Source organism: Parasphingorhabdus halotolerans (assembly GCF_012516475.1).
Taxonomy (GTDB): Bacteria; Pseudomonadota; Alphaproteobacteria; order Sphingomonadales; family Sphingomonadaceae; genus Parasphingorhabdus; species Parasphingorhabdus halotolerans.
The window spans coordinates 124064-147130 of the sequence record NZ_CP051217.1; the positions used below are offsets into that span (position 1 = coordinate 124064).

Genomic DNA, 23067 nt, shown 5'->3' on the forward strand with positions numbered 1-23067 from the left:
TAAAATTACCGTCATATGATGATCAATTCTGCTGACAGCGCGCCTGCTTGTTTCAAACCCTCCAATATTGCTGTTAAGTCAGACGGTGGAACTCCTAAAGAATTAATAGTCTCGACAATTTCCGCGAGCGATGCACGTCGTCCGATTTCAAAGGTACGGTTGACAGGTTCATCGACGGCAATGTCACTATTCTGTTCTGTGGCGGTCCTTCCGCGGCTCAAAGGTGCGGGTTGCACTACTCGGGGATTTTCTTCCACGCGGACGGTGAGCTTCCCGTGACTGACAGCGGCCGGTCCAATGCGAACTGCGCCATTGATAACAACGGTTCCTGTTCGGGCATTGACGATGATCCGGGCGGGTGCATCGGCCGGCTTGACGATCAGATTCTCGATCTTGCCCATCAATATCACGCGCTCCTGCGCTCCAAGTGGTGCGGCAATCCGGACGGTTACGGCATCTGCGGCAATTGCCTGCTGGGACTGCAAGGCTTCGTTTATGGCGTCTGCAACCCGCAAAGAGGTGGTCAGGTCTGCGTCGGTCAGGTTGAAGCTGAGAAATGGTTCGCTTTCAAAACCGGTTGCCACGGTTCTTTCTATCGAAGCACCGCCGGGGATGCGCCCGACCGAAGGCACATTGACGGCAAGTTTTGAACCATCAGCAGCGGATACACCCAAGCCACCAACCGCCAGATTGCCCTGAGCCATGGCATATATCTGTTGATCGGCACCATAGAGCGGCATCAGTATCAACGTACCGCCACGTAACGACTTTGATTTGCCGATTGCCGACACGGTAATGTCGAGGCGTTGACCAGGTTTTGCAAAGGCCGGCATTTCTGCCGTGACCAAAACCGCTGCAGCATTTTTGGATGCCGGATTGACTTCCGGGGGCAGGGTTAGCCCAAACCGGTTCGCGACACCTTTGAGGCCAACCGTCGCATATTCCAGACTGTCATCGCCAGTTCCGGCGAGCCCCACGACGACACCATAGCCAACTAGCTGGTTGGTTCGCAGGCCGGCGAAGGTTCCGATATCTTTGATGCGTTCAGCCTGCACCGGCTGGGTGACAACCACAGCCGCCGACACCAGTGCGAAAAATATCGCTAGCCATTTTATTGACCGGAAAATTCTTGATGATTGGGTCATATGAACTTTGATCCCTGAGGCTAAAATGGCGAGATGAAGGAAAAGAATTTCTGCAGCCAGCCCTGTTTGCTCGCCGAGGCGATCTCGCCGGTTCCGCCATAAATGATCCGCGCGTCGGCCACTTTGGTGGACGGGATAGTGTTGTCGGCAGATACATCGATGGCGCGAATTAATCCGCTAAACTGGGTGTGTTCGTCGCCCCGGTTTAACGACGTCAGTTTTTGCCCGCGGACCAGCATAGTCCCGTTAGGATAGCTTTCCGCCACGGTAACGCTGATCTGTCCCTGCAGGCTGTTAGACTGGTCGGCGCTGCCGTTACCGGAAAAATTTTGGGACCCACCTGTCGCTACATCGCTGGACGAAAATATCGAAAAAAGGCCGGTTTTCGGCGGTGATAGAGAAAATCCGCCATCACGGACTTTAGATGCGCTATTGGATTTTGACGCGCGGGTTTTCTCGACCAGCAATATGCTGATGATATCGCCCTTCCGGCTTGCCCTTGATCCGTTTGTCAGAGCCGAATAGCCGGAGGCTACCTGAAATATCGCCCCGTTAGCCGCGGCTGGTTCAGGCGGGGGTGCGGCCGTAACTGGTGCAAATTCTTGCGCAGAGATGCTGGAGTTCGACCCCATGCAACTGACGAGCAGAAATGGTACCGCGCCGATCAGTAGGCTTCGTTTTGAAAACAATCTAGATGTCATGATGGTTGGGCTTCTTTCTAGTGTTAGATTTAGAGTTGCTGGTTCACGAATTGCAGCATTTCATCGGTCGCCGAGATCATTTTTGAGTTGACCTCATAAGCGCGCTGCGTCTCGATCATGTTGACCAGTTCTTCGACAATATTGACGTTCGATCCTTCCAGAGCTCCTTGACGGACGTTGCCAAGGCCTTCTTGGCCTCCTTGCCCCACTTGTGGGGCGCCGCTTGCCGCTGTCTCGGTCAGGATGTTATTGCCAACCGAAAGGAGGCCGGCGGGATTAGTGAAATTCGCGAGTTCAATCTGTCCAAGCTCGCTGGCCTCGGTTTGCCCCGGCACCGTCGCGGAAACGGTACCGTTGGTGCCGATGGTTACTGCTGTGGCACCTTGTGGAACCTGGATCGCCGGAACCAGCGGCAAGCCATCGCTCGTGACCATATTGCCTTCGGCGGTTAGGCTGAAATTGCCAGCTCTTGTGTAGCCGGTCGTTCCATCCGGTCGTTCGACCTGGAAATAACCGGCGCCTTCGATGGCCAAATCCATGGCATTTTCGGTATTTTGTAAGGTACCTTGGGTGTCTATCTTGCCGATACCTGATAGCCTGACTCCGGTTCCCAGTTGGATCCCGCTAGCATAGCGGTTCTGTGCGTCGGAAGGCGCACCGGGCGTTACGACATTCTGATATGCAAGGGTTGCAAAATCTGCCCGATCCCGTTTGAATCCGGTTGTGTTCACGTTCGCCAGATTGTTGGCGATCACACGCATCTTGGTATTTTGCGCATCCAGTCCGGTGCGCGCAACTTGTAGGGCGGCATTAGTCATCTTATCTTCTCCTGCATCAGGTTATCATTGCGGCAGTGACATTATTCCTGCGCCGCTATCATCAAGCTCCTCGGCTGTTTTGAGCAAGCGTGCCTGAGTTTCCCATGCCCGGCTGGTTTCAATCATGTCGACCAGAGCACTGGTCATATTGACGTTCGAACTTTCCAGCGCGCCGGAAATGACTTTTGCATTTTCATCGACGGGCAAAGTGCCGTCATCGGCGACGTGGAACAGAGTATCTGGACCTTTTGAAATTTGGCTGCCCGTGACGCTGACCAGCTTGAGCTTACCAAGTTGCTGCGGCTGGGTTGGGTCTCCACCGACCGGCACATATGAAATCGTACCGTCCGAGCTGATGTCCACACGCTCCGAGGGGGTAGGGTCACCGGGCCGCTGTCGCCCAAGACGGGGAAGCCATCGCCGGTAAGCAACGTGCCAGACGGGTTGATTTTCAGATCTCCCCGCTTGGTATATGCTTCTTTACCATCGGCATCTTGCACGGCGAGCATTGCATCGCCCTCCAGGGCAATGTCGAGGGGGCGATCGGTTTTTGTAATCGCCCCCCGTTCATATCTGCCTGCATATCCCGGTCCACAGACATTGCGCGACTGTTATGGCCCGGACCATTCAAATATTGGGCCTTTGCCGAGACCATGTCGGATTTGAAACCGGCCGTCTCTGAGTTGGCCATATTATTCGCGATGACGGTTTGGCGGTTCATAAGCGATTTCATCGCGTTGACCGTCGTATATGCAAGCTTATCCATGGTTCATTCCTTCAGCTGATCAGAAATTAGATCTGAAGGTTTATGATCGTCTGCGTAAGGGTATTGGACGTTTCGATAGCTTGCGCATTGGCTTGGAAATTGCGCTGCGCGGAAATCAGCGAGACCAGTTCTTCAGTGATATCGACGTTTGCTAGTTCCAGAGAGCCCGAGCGGACTTGTCCGAGAGGACCGTTTGCTGCCTGGTTGATCTGCGCCGGGCCGGAATCGCCCGTCGACTGCCAATGAGCATCACCGACGGGGCGAAGGCCCTCAATCGCGGCGAAACTTGCCATCGCGAGGGCGCCAACTTTCATCTGGTTGCCGTTCGAGAATGTGGCTGAAACGACGCCTTCGTTGTTGATTGATATGTTAGCCAACAGGGCCGCCGGATCGGCGGGATCCGAAGCCGGTAAAACGAAATCGAACATGTCGGCGGCTGTTGTGCCAGTGGCTACACCATTGGCATCGACTGGCAGCAACTGCACTGTTGAACCGATGGTATCGATGACTTCGCGATTGTTATTTACCGCAAATGCACCGTTGCGGGTAAAGGTCAAATCCTGACGCGGGGGCTGGCCTTTCACGGCAAAAAATCCGTCGCCCGCAATCGCCAAATCCAGTGTTTTGTCGGTTGACTGTAAAGTGCCCTGCGTAAATTGCTGGGTTATTCCATTCAGTCTCGTGCCCTGGCCCGCTACAGACTTTGTCTGTTGGGTAGGAGCGGCTGCAAAAAGGTCACCAAATTGCGCGCGGCTTTTCTTGAAGCCGGTGGAATTGGTGTTGGCGACGTTGTTTGAAATAACATTCAAGTCAGTCTGGGCCGCTTTTAGACCGCTTAATGAGGTAAAGAATGACATTTTATCTTCTCCTGTGTTGAAATAGATGTCGGAAGGTTGGAATTATCCGATTTTTAGGGCCTCGGCGGGGAACACGTTGCCGATCGGGGTAACAAGAATAGGGGGACCATTGCCTTCGGTTGTTTTTACGGATGCTACAGGCACCCATGTGGCTAGGTTGGTCACAGATCCGCCGTTGACTCGAACGCGCAAGCGTCCTTGATCAAGCGATTTTCCGGCTTCATCCTTGCTGTCGAAATTAAACTCGACCGGACCGGCTTCCTGCTGACCAAGCTCAACAAACATTACGATCTCTCCGGCTTCGTTAAGCAAGTCGATCGAGAGATTGTCAGTTGCCTTGGTTAGTTCGAATTCGCCTGCATATTGACCATTTGCGCCCGCGACCGAAATATTCCCGGGAACCAGGACCGTATGGCCAATCCATTCTTTGGCGTCTGAGAGACGATTATTGCCGAGGATTGATGCAATATCCGACAGTGACTGTTTCATTTCAGAAATGCCGGCCACGCTGGAAAATTGTGCCAGTTGCGCAACCATCGCTTGGTTGTCGAGCGGGTCGAACGGGTCCTGGAATTTCAACTGGGTCGTCATCAGGCGCAGAAAGGAATCTTGATCGAGGCTATTGTCACCTTTTGCGTTCTCCGGCTGTGCTTGAGAGAGGCCGGCGATATTTGTGACCGGTTTCTGGAAAGTTTCTGGTGCAATGTTCATTATTGGTTCCTCACTGTTTCAAGAATTAAAGATTTCGCGGTTTGTAAGACCTGCACGTTATTTTGGTAATTTCTGGCTGTTTCCAGCATATCGATCAGCTCTGCCGTTTCATCGACAGCGGCTTCCCAGACAAACCCGTCCTTGTCCGCAATCGGATTGGTCGGGTCGTGCCGCTTTTGCGGTGCGGCATCTGATTTGACGATGCGCTCGACGTCGACCGTTGCAAGATTGTCCTCGACCACCGAACGGAAAACCGGACGCATTGCACGAAAAGCCTCTTCTTCGCTGGCATAGTCCGTGCGGGCGTTCGCCAGGTTGGATGCGGTCGTGTTTAACCGGACCATTTGTGCAGACATTGCTCTGCTGGCGACGTCGAAGACGTTCATGCTACCCATGATCATTCCCCTTTCAAGGCGCGCTGAATTGAAGACACTTGTCCCTGCAGAAAGGATAAGGTCGTGCGATACTGAATGGCATTTTCGGCGAAGAGCGTTTGTTCTACAGACAGCTCTACTGTGTTTCCGTCCGCCGAAGGTTGAAGCGGAACACGGTAACCGGTGTGATCATTCATAGCCTGATTGAGCGAACCACCATTTTGCGCTTGCTTCATGGCAAGATCAAAATCGAGGTCCTTCGCTTTATATCCAGGCGTTGAAGCATTCGCGATATTTGACGCGAGCATATTAAGGCGCTGAGAGCGGAGCTGTAGCGCGCCGCCGTTCAATGCAAATATCTGATCCAAACTAGGCATCGTATCTAATCCCGTATTAATTATCCGGTCCGCTGACCGTTCTTGTTCATGAGATACACCGCTATTGGAGTACTCGAACGGGACATTGCAAAGGGCATGCCAACTTATCCGGATCGTTCGGTAAATGGCGGTTTTTCGGGATTTATCTCCAAGGCGCTTGGGAGGATTGTTCCGGATTTTGCCAAAGCGGCAAAGTTCTGCCCCCGACCGGCAAGTTTTTGCCGGTCAATTCAGGATTGGGATCGATGGACATTCTACTGACGAACATCTGGCGATTTTTTGACCCTGTCTTATTCAGCGTAGTTCTGGGCTGTGTTTTGATAATGGCTTGGGTTCAGAACGGCCGCCATTCGCTTACCCAATCCTTCGCGGCACTCGCCAACTGCGGCAGAAATCCGTTTGAAGAAAGCGGGGAGAACGCAACATATATGTGCCGGAGGATCGACTTCACTTTGCGGGAATCTGGGGTTCCAGGCTTGGACAAGGTACGGAGCCAAGACCCTTTTGTGATGCGAATTCTAAACTATCTGGCGAATGCCAAGGATGCCAAGGACTATGAGGAATGGGTCCGTCTGGAAGAGCATTCCGCCGAAACAAAGCAAAATTCGACCGCGGACTATTGGTTTTCGGCTGCCGAGATTGCGCCCGCCATCGGTCTGATCGGAACGATTACCGGACTCATCCAATTATTCGCTACCGGCATTGATCCATTGAAAATGGGTCCTGCGATGAGCTTCACTTTGCTTACCAGTCTATATGGTCTGTTCGTGTCCCACATCATTGCATTTCCAATCTATATGCGCCTGCACACGAGAGCGGAGATACTGAATGGCTATCGGTCAAAGATTGTTCAACATACGATCAATATCGCAGGGATAGAACTTGCTTCGGTTGGTCGGGTACATTTTGTTCCGGCTAACCCATCGAAGACGGCGGCTTGATCAATGAACTCCAGCCGCACCACATTATCCTTTCTTGATCTGGCTCTCATGTTGCTCAGCGCGTTCGCCTATACCCATTTTGTAAATATAGCGGATTCTGAAACTCGGCAGAAAATGGCCAAGGCAGGCGGGCCGGTTGAAGAAATTCTGGGTTCCTATGATTATGCTGCGCCAGATTTTTTTGGTGATAGCAACGCGATGCTTACGGACTTTGCGAAAAAGGAAATCGTTGAAATATTGACGATGCAACCGAAGCAGATGTTGATAATAGAGGTCGCTGCAGCACCGGAAGCGCAAAACGGATCTCGCCTGCGTCAGTGGGAAACGGTTTCCGCGCGATCAGCAGCAATCGCAGATGCATTTGAAAAGGTTGGTCAGAATGGGCGGATGATCGTCCTGAAAGTTCCCGAAAAACTAGTCTCCAAGCCAGGCCAGAAACAAAGCGTTAAATTGACATTTCTCCCGTTAGAAACGAAATGATTGCAGCTCGACAAGAGTTTTTCATAAAACTGGCATGATATCTGCGTGGTTCCTTAGACTATAGAATAGGAACAAATCATATGTCTCATTATTATCTCGCACTGCCGATAGTGGCTGTCATCTGTATGGGAGCGGCGCCGCCGTTTGAAGATACCGCATCTCTTGATCGGCAAGTCGCATCGCATTTGGGGGCAGGGGTCGGGGATGTTGGCGGCGCTCGTGCGGCTATAGACCCCAAGCTCAAATTGAAGCGTTGCGCAAATCCCGTCGAGATATCAGAGACAAACAGGAATGCGTTGCAGCTCGGTTGTCAGAATCTCGGATGGAGGATATTCGTTCCGATTCGCCTCGGCGGCAACGGGGGCAGCCAAGATGGCGGCAGCTCCAACGAACCGTTGGTACAGCGGAACCAGCCCGTCACTCTTATCATACGGCGGTCAAATTTTAGCATCAGCTATGGAGTGATCGCGCAGGAGAGCGGCGCGATGGGAGAGTATATTCCTGTTCGATCCGACCGCAAGTCCAAGGAATTGATGGCCAGAATATCCGGGCCGGGCGTGGTTGAAATGACGCCTTGAAAAAAATATCGATCAAGAACTTAATTTTTTCCGAACAAGCCGTAAATTGTTACGAAAGAAGTTATAAGCGCCGGTTGACACGGTACAGCAAACTTCAAATTTGTTTATGTGGCGCAGTAAGGATGTAGTGATATGAAACCTGTTGATAGCTATTTGACCATTAATACGCGGTTGGATCGTCCAGCTCTGAATGAAGCTGCGGCAAAAAACGTGGAAGCTGCTGCGGGCACCGGAAAAGCAACGGTGCCGAGCTCGATTTCGACAACAGCTTCTCAACTGGCGACCGAAAAGCCGCCATTTGATGCGCAGAAGGTCTCAGAGATCAAGCAGCAAATCGCTTCGGGAAATTATCAGGTTGATACTGATGCCCTGGCCGCAAAGATGCTTGATGCAGGTGTACTCGGAGTGGCTTCGAAGAAATGAACCAGATCGTCGAGACATTTCGTCACTCGCAGAATAATTTGATATCCGCATTGGACGGACATGACAGCGATGCGATTTTCCAAGCCAGCAAAGAGCTCAGCAGGGCTGTCTCCAGATTGGGGAGTCTGGAGGCCGCTGATATCGAAAAATATCTGCGTCCACTGATGTCAGAAGTTGACGAATTGATGCAAGCATCGATTTATCGCCTCCGTTTTCTGAGGGACCATAGTTCCAGCCGCCTGCAACTATTGTCGGGATGGCAGGCCAATCACGCAGATACTTATTCGAACTCGGCACGCAGTCGGTAATAGCCAAAAAGCTGAACATTATTTCAGCGAGGGCCGTTAAATCTAACTATTGGCACGATCATTGCTTCTCCCCTCAACAGGAGAATTCGAGCAATATATGTCAAACCTATCCATCATTCAAAGCTCTGAACGGCGTAGTTTGCCCAACGTGATTGCGCAATCTGCGCAACGCACGGGCGTTGATTTCAAATATTTGATGGCCCAGGCGCAGCTCGAAAGCGGAATGCGTCCGGACGCCAAGGCGAGCACCTCTTCCGCAACCGGCCTATATCAGTTTGTCGAACAAACATGGCTTGGTCTGGTTAAGAAAAAGGGCGGTGAATACGGCCTTGGTTGGGCGCAAAATGCGATCTCGCAGAACCGCAATGGCAAGTTTACTATTGCCGACAATTCCCAGAAATCAGCAATTCTCGCATTGCGTAACAACCCCGAACTATCTGCCAATCTGGCCGGGGAGTTCGCTCGGGATAATAGCGATTATCTCGAAAACCGGATCGGTCGGGAACCAGAATCGGTTGACCTATATCTCGCGCATTTTCTCGGCCCAGCAGGCGCAGGAAAATTCTTAAGCGCATTGGATGCTAATCCCCACGCACCGGCGGCACCATCCTTTGCAAATGCTGCGCAATCCAATCGGTCGATATTCTACACCAAGGCCGGCGCTGCCAGAAGCTTTCAGGATATCCGGAACCTTTTCGCTAACAAGCTCGAAAACGCGTCCATGTTTGCCGGAGGCGGCAATAGTTTTCCGACAGCTGGAAATAATTTGCCGCAATCCCAAAGGCCGATGCCGATGGTTCAGCCAGCGGATTATCTCCGGATCGCAAAAAACCATATCAATGACCAGGGCAATCCAGACAAGTCGAGGCCGTTCGATGAATCGGCCAAGGTTGCTTATCTGATGCTCGCCTCACTTGGATTATAAATGAACATGACACAGAATATTTTCGCTCTCAACAAAATAGGCGGCCATCTAAAGTCGGGACTGCTCCCGATGGCTACGCTCTTGCTGGTCATCTTCATGGTGCTGCCGCTGCCGACGATATTGCTGGATATCGGTTTCATTACCAATATCATGATCTCACTCGCGATCCTGATGGTTGCGCTCAACGCCAAAAAGCCGCTTGATTTTTCCAGCTTCCCAACGGTTCTCCTCTTCGCCACGCTTCTGCGACTGGGTTTGAACGTCGCCTCAACCCGGGTGGTGCTTATGGAAGGCCATGCCGGCGGTGAGTCGGCAGGGCAGATTATCGAAGCCTTTGGCGGATTGTTACTCGGCGGCAATTATGTGGTCGGTATATTCGTGTTCTGTATTGTGATGATTATCAACCTCATCGTTATCACAAAAGGCGCCGGCAGGGTTTCCGAAGTTTCCGCGCGTTTCACTCTGGACGCCCTGCCTGGCAAACAGATGGCGATCGACGCTGACTTGAACGCGGGCCTGATTGCCCCCGAAGAAGCAAAGGAACGGCGGTCCGAAGTCGCAACCGAAGCGGACTTTTACGGTTCAATGGATGGTGCTTCGAAATTTGTAAAAGGGGATGCCGTTGCGGGGGTCTTGATTCTTGCGGTCAACATTATCGGCGGTATCATTTTGGGACTGACGACCCACGGACTTTCCTTTGGTGAAGCGGCAAGCACTTACTCGATGCTCGCCATTGGTGATGCTCTGGTTGCACAGGTCCCGGCACTGGTGCTGTCAATCGCCGCAGCAGCCATTGTGACGCGGGTTTCCTCGGCTCAGAATTTGGCCGATCAGGTCACGGGCCAATTCAGTTCGGGAGCGGCGTGGGTGCCCGTTGCTGTCATATTAACGATCCTCGGCATTCTTCCCGGTATGCCCCATGTGATCGTACTTTCAGCAGCGGCGGTTGCGGGCGGACTTGCCATTTATCTGATCCGCAAACCTAAGCCTGTGGACACGGTCGTTGAACCCGTCAAAGAGAAAAACGCGGAACAGATTGACTGGGAGGATGTGTCTGAAAAGGCGCGTCTTGGTATCGAAATTGGATATGGTCTTGTTCCGCTGGTTGAAGATCGCAAGGGCGCGCCGTTGATGAAACGGATTACCGGTATCCGGCGCCAGATCTCCAAAGAACTGGGTTTTGTTATTCCGCTTGTCCGGATCAAAGACGATTTGTCGCTTGAACCCAATGGCTATCGGATAATGATGGGTGGCATGGTTCTCGGTGAAGACACCGTCTGGCCTAATGATTTTATCGCGCTCGATGACGGCCATGTCGATTCGGTGATCGAAGGGCGGCCTTGCAAAGATCCGACGTTCGGAATGGATGCAATCTGGATTAGTGCAGGCAAAAAGTCTCAGGCGATTGCCGAAGGTTATACTGTCGTGGATGCACCCACTGTGATCGCGACCCATCTCAACGATGTTGTCCGGCGCAATGCAGCGCAGCTATTTGGTATGGACGAAGCGCAGAAGCTGCTCGACTTCCTCAAGGAATCTTCGCCGCAGCTGGTCGACAGTCTTACGCCGCAACCCCTGTCGCTATATGCTATCACTGCAATATGCCGTGACCTTCTCGCCGACAAAGTACCGGTTAAAGATTTCCAGCAGATATGCTTGGCAATGCTGGAAGCATCCAGCATGCACACGGACACACCGCATATGGTCGATGCAATCCGGCAGAAAATCGGCAATTTGATCGTGCAAACCATGGTACCCATCAGTCTGCCCCTTCCGGTTGTGACGCTGGATGCGGAACTAGAAAGTTTGCTCGTTAAGGCCCTGAAATTGGGCGAAGAGGCTAATTACCCTATCGAACCGCAGCTAGCTCAGAAGATAATTGAAGCGGTCGATGAAGCTGCTCGCGGGTTGCCATTGGAATCCCAAAGCGTGGCTCTCATTACGTCGCCGATTGTGCGGCGGCCGCTTGGTGCGCTGCTTAAACAGCGGTTCCCGGATCTGACCGTCCTTTCCTACCAAGAATTGCCTGATGATAAATCGATCGAAGTGCTGACCAAGATCGGGGTGCCGCAATCCAGCCAGACAATGGCTATCACTGATGCAAATCAATTCTAACTACCAATCGGGAATACGATATGTTGAAAACAAAGAGCCGCGCATCACAAGCCTACGGCGCGATGAAAATTGACGAAAATCGGTTGATTGAAGAAAATCAGTCTCTGGTCACAAAGATTGCCTGGCAGGTTAAGTCTTTCGCGCCCGATCAAATGGAAATCGAAGACCTGATCCAAGTCGGTCTGGTTGCCATGGTCGAGGCCGCGAAAAAATATGTTGATCAGGGACATAGTTTCAGCACCTATCTTTATGTGCGTGTTCGCGGAGCGATGATTGATGATCTGAGATCAACGTGCAATTTGCGCAGAACATCTGTCGATTGGCACAAAAAAGTGCGCAGGTTCCGGGACAAGCTGGTGCAGGAACTTAACCGGGAGCCCAACGAGGGGGAACTGGCGCTTGCGATGGACATGAATCCTGCCGATTTTCGCCAGAACACGGATCGCGCGATTGATGTTCATATCGGTTCACTGGATGAAGTTTATTGCGATTCCAGTAGCTGGTTTACAGATCAAGAGGATAATCAGCACCAAACATTGGAAAAGTCCCAGATGGTAGAACTGCTTTCCGCAAAACTGAAGCAACTGAACGAACGCGAACAACTTGTGCTCAATTGCTATTTTGTGGAGGAAATGCAGCTTGATGAGATCGGGGACATTCTTGACGTATCTTCGGTACGTATCTGCCAGATTAAAAAGCGTGCGTTGGAGAAGCTGCAAGTAGCAATGACCGAGAACTAAACTTCGTGCTTAGACTTTACTAGGGTCCAGACCCATTAACGGGATTCCCAAAGTGATATAATTGTGATTCAATGCCTTGAGCAAGGAGGTATTGGATATGTCTGATTTCTTTTGGTTTTCGGATGAGCAGTGGGCGCGGATTGAGCCGCTTTTGCCGACGAAGACGCGCGGCATACTGCGTGTCGATGACCGGCACGTGCTTTCGGGGATTGTCCACGCGTTACAAAGCGGCGGGCGCTGGAGTGATTGTCCGCCGGTTTATGGGCCGAAGAAGACACTCTATAACCGCTTCGTACGCTGGGCCGAGCGCGGGATATGGGAAGATATCTTCAGTGCTCTGGCTGGAGCCGAGGGCGTACCAGACAGGCTGTTCATCGACAGCAGTTGCATCAAGGTCCACCGGACTGCCGGAGGCGCAAAAGGGGGGCCTTGGCCAATGGTATCGGTCAGACACGGGGCGGCCGGAACACCAAGCTCCACGCCATCTGCGATATAAAAGGAAGACCCTGTGTCCTCCTGCTAACGCCCGGGAACGTGCACGATATGAAGGTCGCCAAGCAGTGTATCGCGGCAATGCCACCGTCTGCTGAACTGGTTGGCGACAAAGGATATGACAGCAATGATCTGCGCGACTGGCTCGCCTCTCGTGGTACCACCGCCGTTATCCCGCCCAAGCGGCATCGCAAGGTCAAACTTGACTGCGATCCCGCCATCTACAAACAGCGCAATGTCGTCGAGCGCATGTTCTGCCGCTTCAAGGACTGGCGTCGTGTCGCAACACGCTTCGACCGCAATATCAAAACCTTTATGGCAACCATCGCCATAGCTGCTACCGTAATCTGGTGGCTATAATGAGTCTGGACCCTAACAAACCGGCTTTCAATATTTGCCAACGAAGAGAGCCTCCTCCCGATTGGGAAGAGGCTTTCTCGCTTTCATGAATTAAGGTGTTACCGGATAAGGCTCAGTACAGACTGCTGAGACTGGTTAGCCTGAGACAACATCGCTGTTGAAGCCTGGCTTAAGATCTGGTTTTTGGCCAGTTCTGTGGTCTCGGCAGAGAAGTCTACGTCCATGATACGTGAACGTGATTCAGTGATGTTTGCAACACGGTCAGACAGGTTGGAAACCGTTGTCTGCAAACGGTTTTGCGAAGCACCCAACGATGCCTGTGCGCTGGTGACCGTATCCAGTGCGGTGTCCAGAAGACCAAGTGCAGTTGCAGCGCCAGCTTCAGTGGTAATGTCGATTGCAGCGACGCCAAGTGCTGCAGCATCAACATCGGTCATTGCAAGAGAAACGGTTTCTGAAGCGTTTGAACCAGTTTGGATGTTGATAGTGGCGTTGGTACCATCTAGCAATGCGACGCCATTGAAATCAGTGCGGGTTGCTACATCGCCAATTTGTGCGATCAATGCGGTAACCTCGGTCTGCAGGTTGGTGCGGTCACCAGCTGCAAGCGTGCCGTTGGCCGATTGTACGGATAGCTCGCGCATACGTTGCAACATGCTGGTGATCTCGTTCATGCCACCTTCTGCAGTCTGGGCAAGCGAAATACCGTCATTGGCATTGCGAATAGCCATGTTCAAACCGCGCACTTCTGAAGTCATGCGAGTAGCAATCGAGTTGCCAGCAGCATCGTCAGCTGCAGAGTTTACACGGCGGCCAGTTGAAAGGCGTTCGATTGATTTTGCAAGACCCATTTCTGCTTGGTTAGAAGCGTAGCTAGTACGCAGGGCCGTGACGTTTGTTCCTATTACAGTCATGGTTTCATCCTTCTTAAAATTAACATAATCGTTTCATCTAGTGGGTCACCTCGTCAGATGAAGTGGCCTCGAAGAAGTTAACGGTGACGCTGAAACGAAATTAAGGAAAAAAATTGTCGGGATTCCGACAGCCATCTTGCAAAGTGTCCATATTCCGACGTTAGTGACGAAAAGCCGACAGTAAGATTGCCGGTAATCGGCATTTTTTTGCCGTTTTAGAAACTGGCACGCTCATTGCAATGTGTTTGAGCGAGTACATGGACACTGGGTTCGATGCTCGACTTACAACGCAAGGGAATGGCCATGATCAACGATAAACTGAACCCTAGCCTGGTCTCTAGGTTTCCAGAACTTGTCGATTTGCTAGCGAGTGTTGATACGATTCACTCAGCCTCCGATTATTCATCCTCTGCAGCGCAACTACCCCACACTACCCGCGACGCATCCAAAGGTGAATGTCGAGGAGCAAAAGATCCAGTCGTGGTATTCCGCGATGGACCATTCCACTTCGTTCCGGCTACCCTCAGCCAACCACTGCGTATCGAATTCGGCAATGCAGACAGAGAATTTGGTCTGTCTTGCATTGTTGAATCGATGCGCGGTGGCAAGGGGCCTGCTTTTGCCGATCCTAATTCAATAGCCCTCTATAAATATGCCGCCCGTGTGGCGGGCAGCGATGCCAATGTCATGATTACCGGCGAGACCGGTACTGGCAAAGAGGGAATGGCCAGATTTATTCACGAAAACAGCGAGCGGGCAAACAATCCGTTTGTCACTGTAAACTGTGCCGCGATCACAGAATCGATGATCGAGTCCATCTTGTTTGGACATAAGAAGGGAGCCTTTACAGGCGCGTATAATAGTGCGGTTGGTTTGTTTAAAGAAGCTGACGGCGGCACAATCTTTCTTGACGAGATTACCGAGATGCCGCTGGAAAGCCAATCCAAGCTGCTCCGTGTCCTCCAGGAAGGCGAAATACTTCCGGTTGGCGCGTCACGTCATGAAAAAATTGATGTTCGCGTGTTTTGTGCCGCTAACCGTGATTTTGCCGAAGAAGTCGGGGCAGGCCGGTTTCGCGAAGATCTATACTGGCGCTTGAACGTCATGCCGGTCGAACTTTCTCCCCTTGCTCATCGGCCGGCGGATATCATTGCAATCGCTGCCTTCATGATGATCGGTTTCCAAAAGCGGAGCAAAAGATTCATATCGCTCTCTCGTTGTTGCGTACAGCGCTTGAAAGAACACAACTGGCCGGGTAATGTGCGGGAACTGTCCAACGTCCTGCAGCGTGCCTTGGTAATGTGCGATGGCGAGCGGATCGAAGCAGATGATCTGATCTTTGCAGGTGCGCGACTGAAGGTCTCTCCAAAACAGGACGATGTTTCAAGCCGGCCATCTTCGCAGTTCATTCGCGGACGCGACCTGCATTCGATTTCGAAAAATGTCGAATATGAAGCGATCAACCAAACATTAGAAAAAACCAACGGCAACCGTCGTGACGCTGCAAAAGAGCTCGGCATCTCGGAACGCACCTTGCGTTACCGGATGGCTGATATGCGCGCGCTTGCCGCATAGAGGGGAGATAGAAAATGTCTTCAGTCAATATGAACAGCCTGATGGCAGCCCGCAATGCCATCCTGAACCAAAACAACGCGTTGCAGGATATTGCCAAAAACGCGAGCCTTGGCGGACCTGGACAGACTTCTGGTCCGAAGGAAACCGCGGGCTCGAACAGCTTCTCCACGCAACTCACCAGCGCGCTTCAAGAAGTTAATAGACTTCAATCGACCGCGGAAGAAGAAATGAAATCCTATCAGATGGGCGAATCCAACGACGTCGCGGCCGTGATGCTCGCGAAGCACAAGGCATCCCTGGGATTTGAAACCACTTTGCAAGTCCGAAACAAATTATTGTCTGCGTACAAAGACATTATGAATATGCCGGTATAATAGATGGCCGAGCAACCATCTTCCGGTCAGGCGCTGACGCCTGCGAGCCCCAATGGACTAACAGGTGGCTATGACAGTTCGGGTGGCCCGCTGGGCGCCTTGCGGGCCTTTCTTAAACAGCCCGCCATTGCGCGGGCGATGCCGCTGATCATATTGTCGGCTGTCATATTGGCTGCAATCACCGTGTGGCTGGTTCTTCGCGAGCCACCACAGCGAGATCTGTTCCGTGGTCTACCCGACAATGACAAATCAGCGGTGATGCAGGCACTGCAAGCCGCCAATATTGTTTATGAAGTCGACGATGACACCGGTACTCTAACCGTTAGTAACGAAGACTATCACTCGGCCAAGATCGAGTTGGCGGGGCAGGGTTTGCCGCGATCCGCCCCAAGTGGTGACTCTATTATGTCGAGCATACCCATGGGCGCGAGCAGGGCAGTTGAGTCAGAAAAACTGCGCAATGCCCGTGAAATGGATCTGGCTCGATCAATCGAGGCGATCGACAGTGTCTTGTCGGCGCGAGTTCACCTAGCTGTTGAACAGCCCAGCATATTCCTGCGAGACCGGAATGAGCCGTCTGCCTCTGTGGTTTTGCATCTCGCAAGTTCTGCAAGACTGGATGAAAAAGAGACGCAAGCGATCCTGAACCTGGTTGCCAGCTCGGTGCCGGGGCTTTCTGCATCAAATGTATCCGTGATCGATCAAAATGGCCGACTATTGTCGAGCAACGGAGACGAAGCGTCTCCTGGCAGTGACGCGCAATTGAAAGTGAAAGCGGCGATTGAAGATCGCTATAGGCTCTCGCTAGTTAGTCTGCTCACACCTCTTGTCGGTCCCGGCAATTTTGTTGCGGAAGTTACTGCCGACGTGAATTTTGATGAAAGACAGGCAACCAGCGAGACCTATCCAGTCGACGGTTCGGTGTTGCGTTCCGAACAAGGGCAAAAATCGAACGAGATTGGCGGGGTCGGAAGCGGTGTAGGCGGTATTCCCGGCGCTCTTTCCAATCGACCCGCCGAAGCTGCAGAGTTCGGGGATCAGCCCGACGGCGCTGCAGATCAAGCGGCTGGAGCGACCGAACCAAGTAAAACCAGCGAAGAATATCGTCGGAATTTTGAACTTGCCCGGGAAGTTGCGGTCATCAATCAAGCTCCAGGGCAAGTGTCACGTTTGTCCGTCGCAGTTGCAATTGACGAGCGCGCGCTGAAAAACAAAAAGTCTCCTAAAGAAATTCTGGAAATTGAAAAACTCATCAAAGGTACGGTCGGATATCGTCTCGATCGGGGAGACCAAATTGCGGTAACGGCGCGTCGTTTTAAAGCGCTTGCAGACGATCCGGCGTCAGAAACTTGGTATGAATCATCTTGGTTCAGCATGCTTATACGAAATCTGTCTGCACTTCTGGTGGCCTTGCTATTAATATTCGGCATCGGTCGGCCGGTTCTGAAACGCTGGAAAACAGCTGAAAAAGCGACCCCCGCAAATCTAGCGCAACAAGCAAAATTAGAAAATGCCAATGCGACGACAAGCCTCAATCAGCGTGGTACCGAGGATGGTGGTCCGTTAGCAAACCAGACGGCAGGAGCGCTTGATGCTCCTGTAACGATCGACATGATTACGTCGGCCAAAAGCTATCAGGAACGGGCAATTCTCACTCAGAACTTCGTTAAACAGAACCCGGATCACGCGGCGCTGGTGGTGAAGGAATTGCTCAAGGAATCTGACGCACTGGAGGAAGCAGATGGCTGATACAAAAGAAAAAGACGAAGCCGCAACTGGTGAGGAAAAGGGGCAGTTGGAACTGATCACTGGGCGCCAGACCGCAGCAATATTGATGCTGTTATTCAATGATGAGGAAGCCGCCCAGATATTGGAACGTCTTGAGCCCCATGAAGTTGAAGCACTAGGGGAAGCGATGTTCAGCGTTGCGGACGTTGATGCGACGCAAATCGATGGCTCACTGGACCGGTTCCTGGTGTTGACCATGAACCGGTCGATGTTGGCCTACAAGTCCGATGAAAAAGTTAGCCGGGTTTTCCGCCGTGCTTTGGGCACATCCCGCGCCGAAACGATCATGAACCGTTTTGCACCAAAAAGGCCCAACAATATTGCCGAAATGTTGAAATGGGTTCCGGCAAAGGATCTCGCACAGCTGATGTCGGATGAGCCGCCGCAGATATCTGCGTTGCTCATGTCATTTCTAACGCCCGAGATGGCTGCACAAATATTGGATTTGTTGCCAGGAGAAATCCAGTCAGACCTGATTTACCGCTTAGCGACGCTCGGGCCGGTCAGTGCAAAAGCGCTCGCCCACATTCAAGGGTTGTTGGATAATACAACGCCAGTGGAAGAAGAAGTCGCTCCTCCAATGCAGGTCGGCGGTGTGCTCGACAGTGCCACGATTATCAACAATCTATCCAAGGAACGGGGTCGGGCGCTGCTGAAGGAATTGATGAAGCGCGACAAGGTAACCGCGAAATTGATCGAAGATGAATTGTTTATTTTCGCCGATCTCATGAACCTGTCCAAGAAAGACATTGGTTCCGTGGTCCGGAAAGTCGATTCCAGTATTCTTGTTCCTGCGCTGAGAGGGGCATCGGCCGAGCTCAAGGCTAAAATCTTTGGAGCGATGTCCAAACGTGCTGCAGAAACCATTCAGGATGATATGGCCGAAGCACCGCCACAACCGATGGACGCCGTCGTAGCAGCACAGAAAGCCGTCATTGCAGTGGCCAAAGCCATGCTCGACAGTGGCGAAATAAACATGACTGGTGCCGGAGCTGATTATGTCTGAGCGCAATCCAGCCGATAACTCTGACAATGGCGGAGTGATCCCACTGTGGCGGACGACTTCGGCACAAAGACAATTTTCTTCCTGGACCAGCGGACTGGGCGCGGATGGAGGCGTTGGCGATGTTGACAGTTTTTCGGGCCTCACCGGTCGCGACCTGCTTGAAAATATGCCACCATCCGATGATCAGGATGCCGATATATTCAGTGTAGCCTATAAAAAGGGATGGGAAGACGGTCAGACCGCGTTCGGCGACGAACATGTTACGTCCAACCAAAAAACCGGTGCATTGGCAGAGGCGATACAGCATCTGAACGATCTGTCTTCGCGGGGCAGTTATACGTTCATTTTATCAGCTGTGGAATCCCTGTTCAGGCGTTGTGCCGAATTGGCGATTCCCGATCCGGGCTTGCTACAGGCCTGGGCATTGCAATTGGCAGAGTTGGTAGACCAAGATCAGAAAGGGGTGACGCTTGTCCTGCATCCCGATGATGTCAGTCTGATCGATGGCAACATATGTAAACTGGCCCTGCGCGGCGATGGGTCGATGCTGCGTGGCAATCTGAAGCTCAGCCATTCCGGCGGCTGGATTGAAAAAGGCTCGGAAGTCGTACTGGATGAACTGCGGACCCTGATCGACGAGTTTAGCGGCACAACGTCGGCGGCTGATCATGACTGACGGTTCAACCTTCACCGCGGAAACAATCGGATCTCCACCCGCTGTTTGTGATGTTCTGGCGCGGCTTGATGATATCGGAAATGAGCTGAGATATGTCGGGAAATTATCGGCCCATGACAATGGCATGATGGAGGTGACCGGCTTTGCATATCCGCTCGGCTATTCGGGGCGGGTAACCGCGACCGATGGCCGTGAAATCAGCGCAGAGGTTGTCGGTTTCAAAGGTGCTAGGACTCTGATGATACCGATGGTGCAAGATGCTCCATTGCGCAGCGGAAGCCGGGTCCTGCCATATGCAAAATCCAATCAGGCTGCGGTCGGAGAAGCCCTCTTTGGCCGGGTGATAGGACCAATGGGTGAGCCGATTGACGGCAAAGGCCCCATTTTGACCACCGAAACCGTGCCGTTGGCGGGACAGGAAGGCAATGTCCTTCGGCGCGCCAGCGTATCCCGGCCAATCGACATTGGTATTCGCGCGCTAAACGGCCTGCTCACGATCGGGCAGGGGCAGCGCATAGGGATTATTGCGGGTTCGGGGGTCGGCAAGTCGATGTTGATCAACCAGATATTGGACGGAGTGGTCGCCGATGTCATTGTCGTCGGTCTGATTGGCGAACGTGGCCGCGAGGTGAACGATTTTGTCAGCCGCCGCCGCGAAAAAAAGGACGCTGTGCCTACGGTGACTATCGCGGTTCCAGCCGATCATTCACCATCTTCTCGATTGAAAGCGGCTTACCGGGCCACCGCTATCGCCGAACATTTCAGATCAAAGGGACTGTCGGTAGTTCTGGTTATGGATAGCCTCACCCGTGTGGCTCACGCGCAGCGAGAGATCGGACTGGCCGCAGGCGAACCTCCGACGATGAAGGGTTATCCGCCATCCGCGCTCTCGTTGATTCCGCGATTGGTCGAGCGAGCCGGGAACGACAGTGAAACAGGTGGCTCGATAACCGCAATTTATACCGTGCTGGCAGATGGCGATGACATGGACGATCCCGTGGTTGATAGCGCTCGTGCCATAGCTGACGGTCATATCATATTATCCAGGTCGTTGGCCGAGCAGGGAATTTTCCCGGCAATTGATGTGGGAAGATCAATCAGCCGCGTCGCGGTCGATATTATCGAGCCTGAACATCTGGAAGCCCAGCTTCACTTTCGCCGCCTGTGGTCAATTTACGAGGAAAACCGGGATCTGGTGCTGATGGGGCCTATCAGGCGGGCAATGACACCAATATTGATGAAGCTTTGGCCAGCTGGCCGCTGCTGATAGACTATATCAAGCAGAAACCGCGTGAACTTGTTGATCTCCGGACAAGTGTGACCCTGCTTTCTGATCTGTTTGCGCCATGAAGCAGCGCGTACGGGCACTGAGGCGGATATTGAAGGTTCGCAACACGCAGAAGCGTTTGAAAGAGCGCGCCCTGATGCGGGCAGGCAGCCATTACGCTTTTTTGGAAAGCAACGCGCAGAGAATAAGAAATCTTCGCGCCGAAACCCATGAGAGTGAAGTCGTATTAACCGCAGGCCTTTTTGCCGCCAAGATGGAATTGTCGGATCGTTTGATGGAAGCTTCGCGGGTGGTGGAGGTTTCGGTTCAAGCCGCGATGCAGATTCTTGCCGCGGCAGAGCGGCAAAATTCTGCCGCTCAGGCAATTCATGAGGGTACCGAGAAATTGTTGAAATCGAAAGTTTCGATACTCCGCAAAATGGAGAATCGGCAAGCGGATGTATCAAGTAACATATTGTATAATATAGAAAATTATAGAAAGAAGGAAAGTTGTGATGATTGGTAAAATCATGTCCGAAGCTGCTCACTCCATAATTGGCATGTTTTCTGCAGAGCCATTGGTCATGGATAACAAAGCTTCAATTTCTGATTTTGGATCACTTTTAAGATCCCCCAAGGAGCAGCCTCATTCCGATCCCGTTGGAACGGAAATCAATCCTGCTGATATCGACCATGTTGGTGTTGGCGAGATAGTTTCGGTCCCGGTTAGACATTGGGAAACCACAAACTTCTTGCCCTTCATCAAAGACAGCGTTGGCGATCGGAAGTTCAGCCAGGATCGCATTTCAGGAAAAGTCGAACAAAATCAAACCACCGCCGATCTAGTAGATTCGGCCATGATTGCCGATCCTGCAGCCGTGGTTGTGCCAGCCAGCCCTGATAGCCAGACCGGTCTTGGCGTTCCCGCCGGTTCGATTGATTTGGAACAGCCGGAAGCGAGATTGTCGCTCGCATTCCATCAAGATCTGATGATCAATCCGGGTATAATCGAAAATAGAAAAACCACCGCATTGTCTGCCGATGACCAAGCGGTCAGACCGAATGTCAAACTTGCCTCGGACATATTGTCGCCGCGAGAAAATATCGGCCTGGGCGGTGGTCCGAAAATTGATATGGCGGCGGCTTTTGTTGCACCTAATATTGTCGATGGCGGATCTGCCAACGATAAGCTTTCGCCCGTGCAAACGGCGGACGTCCTCGACGGAAAAACATTTCGAAGCCATCAGGCGCCTAGAACCGGGGAATTCCAGCTTCGCCCGCTGCTTCGTGAGTCTGTTGCCAGCTCAGAAATTTTGCCAGGCAGCGATAAAGGGCTGTTGAAACTGCCAGAGCAAATGTCAGAAGTCATCGATGGAAAATCACTTCGGAGCCGACCGGCACCTAGAACCGAAGAATTTCAGTTCCGGCCGCAGATTCGTGAAAATACGCCCAGCATCGAGATTTTCCCGAGCAGCGACAAGGGGCTTTTGAAACTTCAAAGTCTGCAACCACAATTGCGCGGCGAAATGGGTGAGCCTGTTTCGCCAGCGGCCAAGGCCTCCACATCCAACGCAACTGAACTGCCCGACGTCCGGTTCATCCATCCAGCAATCAAATCTGAGGCAGACACGCAAGCGCCAACAATTTCACCTCTAGTTATGAAGGGAGGGCAACAGAAGGATGCGCGGTCAGAATTGGGTCACTTTGGCTTTCGGTCGTCGGGACGGGAACCCTTGCCTGTAGCGCCGACCAGCTTGCAGAAATCGATCGTCAACGACGGTGAGTCAATCGAGCCGGTCAAGTTTGATTTGCCACCGGTGGCAAAAAGCCTTGAAACGTCAATCGAGCAACAACCGATTGCCAATTCTTCGGCGCAATTGGCAGTTCGCGCCACGATCCAGAAGCCCGCCACTTTTGACATGTCTTCACCACAGCTCGCGCAACGGCTTGCCACCGAAATCTCCGATGTTTCGGTAACTGGCGGAACAAGGACATTTGAAATCAATCCGCGCAACCTTGGCCGGATGGAGATTACCTTCACCACCCGAGGTTCAGCCGAGATCATCGAAATTCAGACCGATCATCGGGCGGCTAAGGACATCATTGTCCAACATAGTCAGGTGCTGCAGGACATTCTGAAGTCCCAGGGCCGCGATGACCTGACCTTCCGCGTTGATGTGAAAGATAACATGTTTTCATCGTCAAAAAACGATGGCGCTGGTCTTGCACAGCAAGAAAATCGCGACGCGCGCGAACAGCAATCTAGACCTTCACAGCGTCAGAAAATGGCATCGTCGTTCGACAGCACCAGCGAAAACGATCCCGCATCAGACAATAGCCGATACGCCTAAAAGCC

General features: G+C 52.3%; 25 protein-coding genes and 2 pseudogenes. 18 read left to right on the forward strand and 9 right to left on the reverse strand.

Annotated elements, in window-relative coordinates; translation table 11 throughout:
* Window positions 1–11 precede the first annotated feature (11 nt).
* From HF685_RS00660 to flgB, 8 genes and pseudogenes are all read right to left on the reverse strand, one after another.
* Window positions 12–1145 (reverse strand): flagellar basal body P-ring protein FlgI, encoded by a 1134-nt coding sequence (locus HF685_RS00660; protein WP_168817695.1) that lies wholly within the window; start codon window positions 1143–1145, stop codon window positions 12–14.
* Window positions 1146–1165: 20 nt separating this feature from the next.
* Window positions 1166–1846, reverse strand: a complete 681-nt coding sequence (locus tag HF685_RS00665; protein WP_168817697.1) for a flagellar basal body L-ring protein FlgH — start codon at window positions 1844–1846, stop codon at window positions 1166–1168.
* Between the two features lie 29 nt (window positions 1847–1875).
* Entirely contained in the window at window positions 1876–2664 is a 789-nt protein-coding gene (gene flgG / locus HF685_RS00670; protein WP_168817700.1) for a flagellar basal-body rod protein FlgG, read from the reverse strand.
* Between the two features lie 24 nt (window positions 2665–2688).
* A pseudogene (locus tag HF685_RS00675) lies at window positions 2689–3430 on the reverse strand (flagellar basal body rod protein FlgF).
* A gap of 26 nt (window positions 3431–3456) precedes the next feature.
* Window positions 3457–4287: a flagellar hook-basal body complex protein gene (locus HF685_RS00680; RefSeq protein WP_168817702.1), complete on the reverse strand. Its 831-nt coding sequence runs from the start codon at window positions 4285–4287 to the stop codon at window positions 3457–3459.
* A 42-nt stretch (window positions 4288–4329) separates the two neighbouring features.
* Complete coding sequence (locus HF685_RS00685; RefSeq protein ID WP_168817704.1) at window positions 4330–4998, reverse strand: flagellar hook assembly protein FlgD; 669 nt, start codon at window positions 4996–4998, stop codon at window positions 4330–4332.
* Window positions 4998–5384 carry a flagellar basal body rod protein FlgC gene (gene flgC, locus HF685_RS00690; protein ID WP_168821077.1) on the reverse strand — a complete coding sequence of 129 codons (387 nt, stop codon included), beginning with the start codon at window positions 5382–5384 and terminating at the stop codon, window positions 4998–5000. The genes HF685_RS00685 and flgC overlap by 1 nt, the downstream gene beginning before the upstream one ends.
* Window positions 5385–5395: 11 nt before the next feature.
* On the reverse strand, window positions 5396–5749 hold the full coding sequence (flgB, locus tag HF685_RS00695; RefSeq protein WP_168817706.1) for a flagellar basal body rod protein FlgB: 354 nt from the start codon (window positions 5747–5749) through the stop codon (window positions 5396–5398).
* Between the two features lie 96 nt (window positions 5750–5845).
* On the opposite strand from flgB, the gene HF685_RS00700 reads away from it, so the two are divergent.
* The 10 genes from HF685_RS00700 to HF685_RS00745 all read left to right on the forward strand — a co-directional run bounded on the left by HF685_RS00700 (window position 5846) and on the right by HF685_RS00745 (window position 13111).
* Window positions 5846–6010: a hypothetical protein gene (locus tag HF685_RS00700; RefSeq protein WP_168817709.1), complete on the forward strand. Its 165-nt coding sequence runs from the start codon at window positions 5846–5848 to the stop codon at window positions 6008–6010.
* Window positions 6011–6258: 248 nt separating this feature from the next.
* Entirely contained in the window at window positions 6259–6690 is a 432-nt protein-coding gene (locus HF685_RS00705) for a MotA/TolQ/ExbB proton channel family protein (RefSeq protein ID WP_211051275.1), read from the forward strand.
* 3 nt (window positions 6691–6693) lie between these two features.
* Entirely contained in the window at window positions 6694–7170 is a 477-nt protein-coding gene (locus tag HF685_RS00710; protein WP_168817713.1) for a hypothetical protein, read from the forward strand.
* Between the two features lie 80 nt (window positions 7171–7250).
* On the forward strand, window positions 7251–7748 hold the full coding sequence (locus tag HF685_RS00715; protein WP_168817715.1) for a flagella basal body P-ring formation protein FlgA: 498 nt from the start codon (window positions 7251–7253) through the stop codon (window positions 7746–7748).
* A gap of 132 nt (window positions 7749–7880) precedes the next feature.
* A complete protein-coding gene (gene flgM, locus HF685_RS00720) occupies window positions 7881–8171 on the forward strand; it encodes a flagellar biosynthesis anti-sigma factor FlgM (RefSeq protein WP_168817717.1) in 291 nt (96 codons plus the stop codon).
* Window positions 8168–8479 carry a hypothetical protein gene (locus tag HF685_RS00725; RefSeq protein ID WP_168817719.1) on the forward strand — a complete coding sequence of 104 codons (312 nt, stop codon included), beginning with the start codon at window positions 8168–8170 and terminating at the stop codon, window positions 8477–8479. The genes flgM and HF685_RS00725 overlap by 4 nt, the downstream gene beginning before the upstream one ends.
* Before the next feature lie 97 nt (window positions 8480–8576).
* Entirely contained in the window at window positions 8577–9404 is an 828-nt protein-coding gene (locus tag HF685_RS00730) for a transglycosylase SLT domain-containing protein (RefSeq protein ID WP_168817721.1), read from the forward strand.
* A gap of 69 nt (window positions 9405–9473) precedes the next feature.
* A complete protein-coding gene (gene flhA / locus HF685_RS00735) occupies window positions 9474–11519 on the forward strand; it encodes a flagellar biosynthesis protein FlhA (protein ID WP_246218679.1) in 2046 nt (681 codons plus the stop codon).
* A 20-nt stretch (window positions 11520–11539) separates the two neighbouring features.
* Window positions 11540–12259 carry a sigma-70 family RNA polymerase sigma factor gene (locus HF685_RS00740; protein WP_168817723.1) on the forward strand — a complete coding sequence of 240 codons (720 nt, stop codon included), beginning with the start codon at window positions 11540–11542 and terminating at the stop codon, window positions 12257–12259.
* A gap of 97 nt (window positions 12260–12356) precedes the next feature.
* Window positions 12357–13111, forward strand: a protein-coding gene (locus HF685_RS00745) for an IS5 family transposase (RefSeq protein WP_168817725.1) whose coding sequence is annotated in 2 segments (ribosomal slippage) — window positions 12357–12690 and window positions 12690–13111 — 756 coding nt in all. Because the reading frame shifts where the segments join, the coding sequence is not laid out codon by codon here.
* Between the two features lie 98 nt (window positions 13112–13209).
* Here the strand turns inward: HF685_RS00745 and HF685_RS00750 are convergent.
* Window positions 13210–14025 (reverse strand): flagellin N-terminal helical domain-containing protein, encoded by an 816-nt coding sequence (locus tag HF685_RS00750; RefSeq protein WP_168817727.1) that lies wholly within the window; start codon window positions 14023–14025, stop codon window positions 13210–13212.
* A gap of 303 nt (window positions 14026–14328) precedes the next feature.
* On the opposite strand from HF685_RS00750, the gene HF685_RS00755 reads away from it, so the two are divergent.
* The 8 genes and pseudogenes from HF685_RS00755 to HF685_RS00790 all read left to right on the forward strand — a co-directional run bounded on the left by HF685_RS00755 (window position 14329) and on the right by HF685_RS00790 (window position 23062).
* Entirely contained in the window at window positions 14329–15600 is a 1272-nt protein-coding gene (locus tag HF685_RS00755; RefSeq protein ID WP_168817730.1) for a sigma-54 interaction domain-containing protein, read from the forward strand.
* Between the two features lie 14 nt (window positions 15601–15614).
* On the forward strand, window positions 15615–15974 hold the full coding sequence (gene fliE / locus HF685_RS00760) for a flagellar hook-basal body complex protein FliE (protein ID WP_168817732.1): 360 nt from the start codon (window positions 15615–15617) through the stop codon (window positions 15972–15974).
* Window positions 15975–15977: 3 nt separating this feature from the next.
* Entirely contained in the window at window positions 15978–17723 is a 1746-nt protein-coding gene (fliF, locus tag HF685_RS00765; RefSeq protein WP_168817734.1) for a flagellar basal-body MS-ring/collar protein FliF, read from the forward strand.
* Window positions 17716–18768, forward strand: coding sequence for a flagellar motor switch protein FliG (locus HF685_RS00770; RefSeq protein WP_168817736.1), 1053 nt, complete (start codon window positions 17716–17718; stop codon window positions 18766–18768). Before fliF ends, HF685_RS00770 begins: the two co-directional genes overlap by 8 nt.
* Window positions 18761–19444 carry a FliH/SctL family protein gene (locus HF685_RS00775; protein ID WP_168817738.1) on the forward strand — a complete coding sequence of 228 codons (684 nt, stop codon included), beginning with the start codon at window positions 18761–18763 and terminating at the stop codon, window positions 19442–19444. Before HF685_RS00770 ends, HF685_RS00775 begins: the two co-directional genes overlap by 8 nt.
* Window positions 19437–20794: pseudogene (locus tag HF685_RS00780) on the forward strand (FliI/YscN family ATPase). The gene HF685_RS00775 and the pseudogene HF685_RS00780 overlap by 8 nt, the downstream one beginning before the upstream one ends.
* Window positions 20791–21237 (forward strand): hypothetical protein, encoded by a 447-nt coding sequence (locus tag HF685_RS00785; protein WP_168817740.1) that lies wholly within the window; start codon window positions 20791–20793, stop codon window positions 21235–21237. The pseudogene HF685_RS00780 and the gene HF685_RS00785 overlap by 4 nt, the downstream one beginning before the upstream one ends.
* Complete coding sequence (locus HF685_RS00790) at window positions 21227–23062, forward strand: flagellar hook-length control protein FliK (protein ID WP_168817742.1); 1836 nt, start codon at window positions 21227–21229, stop codon at window positions 23060–23062. Before HF685_RS00785 ends, HF685_RS00790 begins: the two co-directional genes overlap by 11 nt.
* Window positions 23063–23067: the final 5 nt, after the last annotated feature.

Excerpts from the sequence above, each read along its gene's own strand:
- HF685_RS00755 (WP_168817730.1), top strand. The coding sequence starts at position 14,329 with ATGATCAACGATAAACTGAACCCTAGCCTGGTCTCTAGGTTTCCAGAA.
- flgC (WP_168821077.1), bottom strand. The coding sequence starts at position 5,384 with ATGAACGTCTTCGACGTCGCCAGCAGAGCAATGTCTGCACAAATGGTC.
- HF685_RS00685 (WP_168817704.1), bottom strand. The coding sequence starts at position 4,998 with ATGAACATTGCACCAGAAACTTTCCAGAAACCGGTCACAAATATCGCC.
- HF685_RS00740 (WP_168817723.1), top strand. The coding sequence starts at position 11,540 with ATGTTGAAAACAAAGAGCCGCGCATCACAAGCCTACGGCGCGATGAAA.
- HF685_RS00715 (WP_168817715.1), top strand. The coding sequence starts at position 7,251 with ATGTCTCATTATTATCTCGCACTGCCGATAGTGGCTGTCATCTGTATG.
- HF685_RS00785 (WP_168817740.1), top strand. The coding sequence starts at position 20,791 with ATGAAGCAGCGCGTACGGGCACTGAGGCGGATATTGAAGGTTCGCAAC.
- HF685_RS00750 (WP_168817727.1), bottom strand. The coding sequence starts at position 14,025 with ATGACTGTAATAGGAACAAACGTCACGGCCCTGCGTACTAGCTACGCT.
- flgB (WP_168817706.1), bottom strand. The coding sequence starts at position 5,749 with ATGCCTAGTTTGGATCAGATATTTGCATTGAACGGCGGCGCGCTACAG.
- fliE (WP_168817732.1), top strand. The coding sequence starts at position 15,615 with ATGTCTTCAGTCAATATGAACAGCCTGATGGCAGCCCGCAATGCCATC.
- HF685_RS00775 (WP_168817738.1), top strand. The coding sequence starts at position 18,761 with ATGTCTGAGCGCAATCCAGCCGATAACTCTGACAATGGCGGAGTGATC.
- flgM (WP_168817717.1), top strand. The coding sequence starts at position 7,881 with ATGAAACCTGTTGATAGCTATTTGACCATTAATACGCGGTTGGATCGT.
- HF685_RS00790 (WP_168817742.1), top strand. The coding sequence starts at position 21,227 with ATGATTGGTAAAATCATGTCCGAAGCTGCTCACTCCATAATTGGCATG.
- HF685_RS00705 (WP_211051275.1), top strand. The coding sequence starts at position 6,259 with ATGCGAATTCTAAACTATCTGGCGAATGCCAAGGATGCCAAGGACTAT.
- flhA (WP_246218679.1), top strand. The coding sequence starts at position 9,474 with ATGGCTACGCTCTTGCTGGTCATCTTCATGGTGCTGCCGCTGCCGACG.
- HF685_RS00770 (WP_168817736.1), top strand. The coding sequence starts at position 17,716 with ATGGCTGATACAAAAGAAAAAGACGAAGCCGCAACTGGTGAGGAAAAG.
- HF685_RS00665 (WP_168817697.1), bottom strand. The coding sequence starts at position 1,846 with ATGACATCTAGATTGTTTTCAAAACGAAGCCTACTGATCGGCGCGGTA.
- HF685_RS00710 (WP_168817713.1), top strand. The coding sequence starts at position 6,694 with ATGAACTCCAGCCGCACCACATTATCCTTTCTTGATCTGGCTCTCATG.
- HF685_RS00660 (WP_168817695.1), bottom strand. The coding sequence starts at position 1,145 with ATGACCCAATCATCAAGAATTTTCCGGTCAATAAAATGGCTAGCGATA.
- HF685_RS00680 (WP_168817702.1), bottom strand. The coding sequence starts at position 4,287 with ATGTCATTCTTTACCTCATTAAGCGGTCTAAAAGCGGCCCAGACTGAC.
- HF685_RS00730 (WP_168817721.1), top strand. The coding sequence starts at position 8,577 with ATGTCAAACCTATCCATCATTCAAAGCTCTGAACGGCGTAGTTTGCCC.
- fliF (WP_168817734.1), top strand. The coding sequence starts at position 15,978 with ATGGCCGAGCAACCATCTTCCGGTCAGGCGCTGACGCCTGCGAGCCCC.
- HF685_RS00725 (WP_168817719.1), top strand. The coding sequence starts at position 8,168 with ATGAACCAGATCGTCGAGACATTTCGTCACTCGCAGAATAATTTGATA.
- flgG (WP_168817700.1), bottom strand. The coding sequence starts at position 2,664 with ATGACTAATGCCGCCCTACAAGTTGCGCGCACCGGACTGGATGCGCAA.
- HF685_RS00700 (WP_168817709.1), top strand. The coding sequence starts at position 5,846 with ATGCCAACTTATCCGGATCGTTCGGTAAATGGCGGTTTTTCGGGATTT.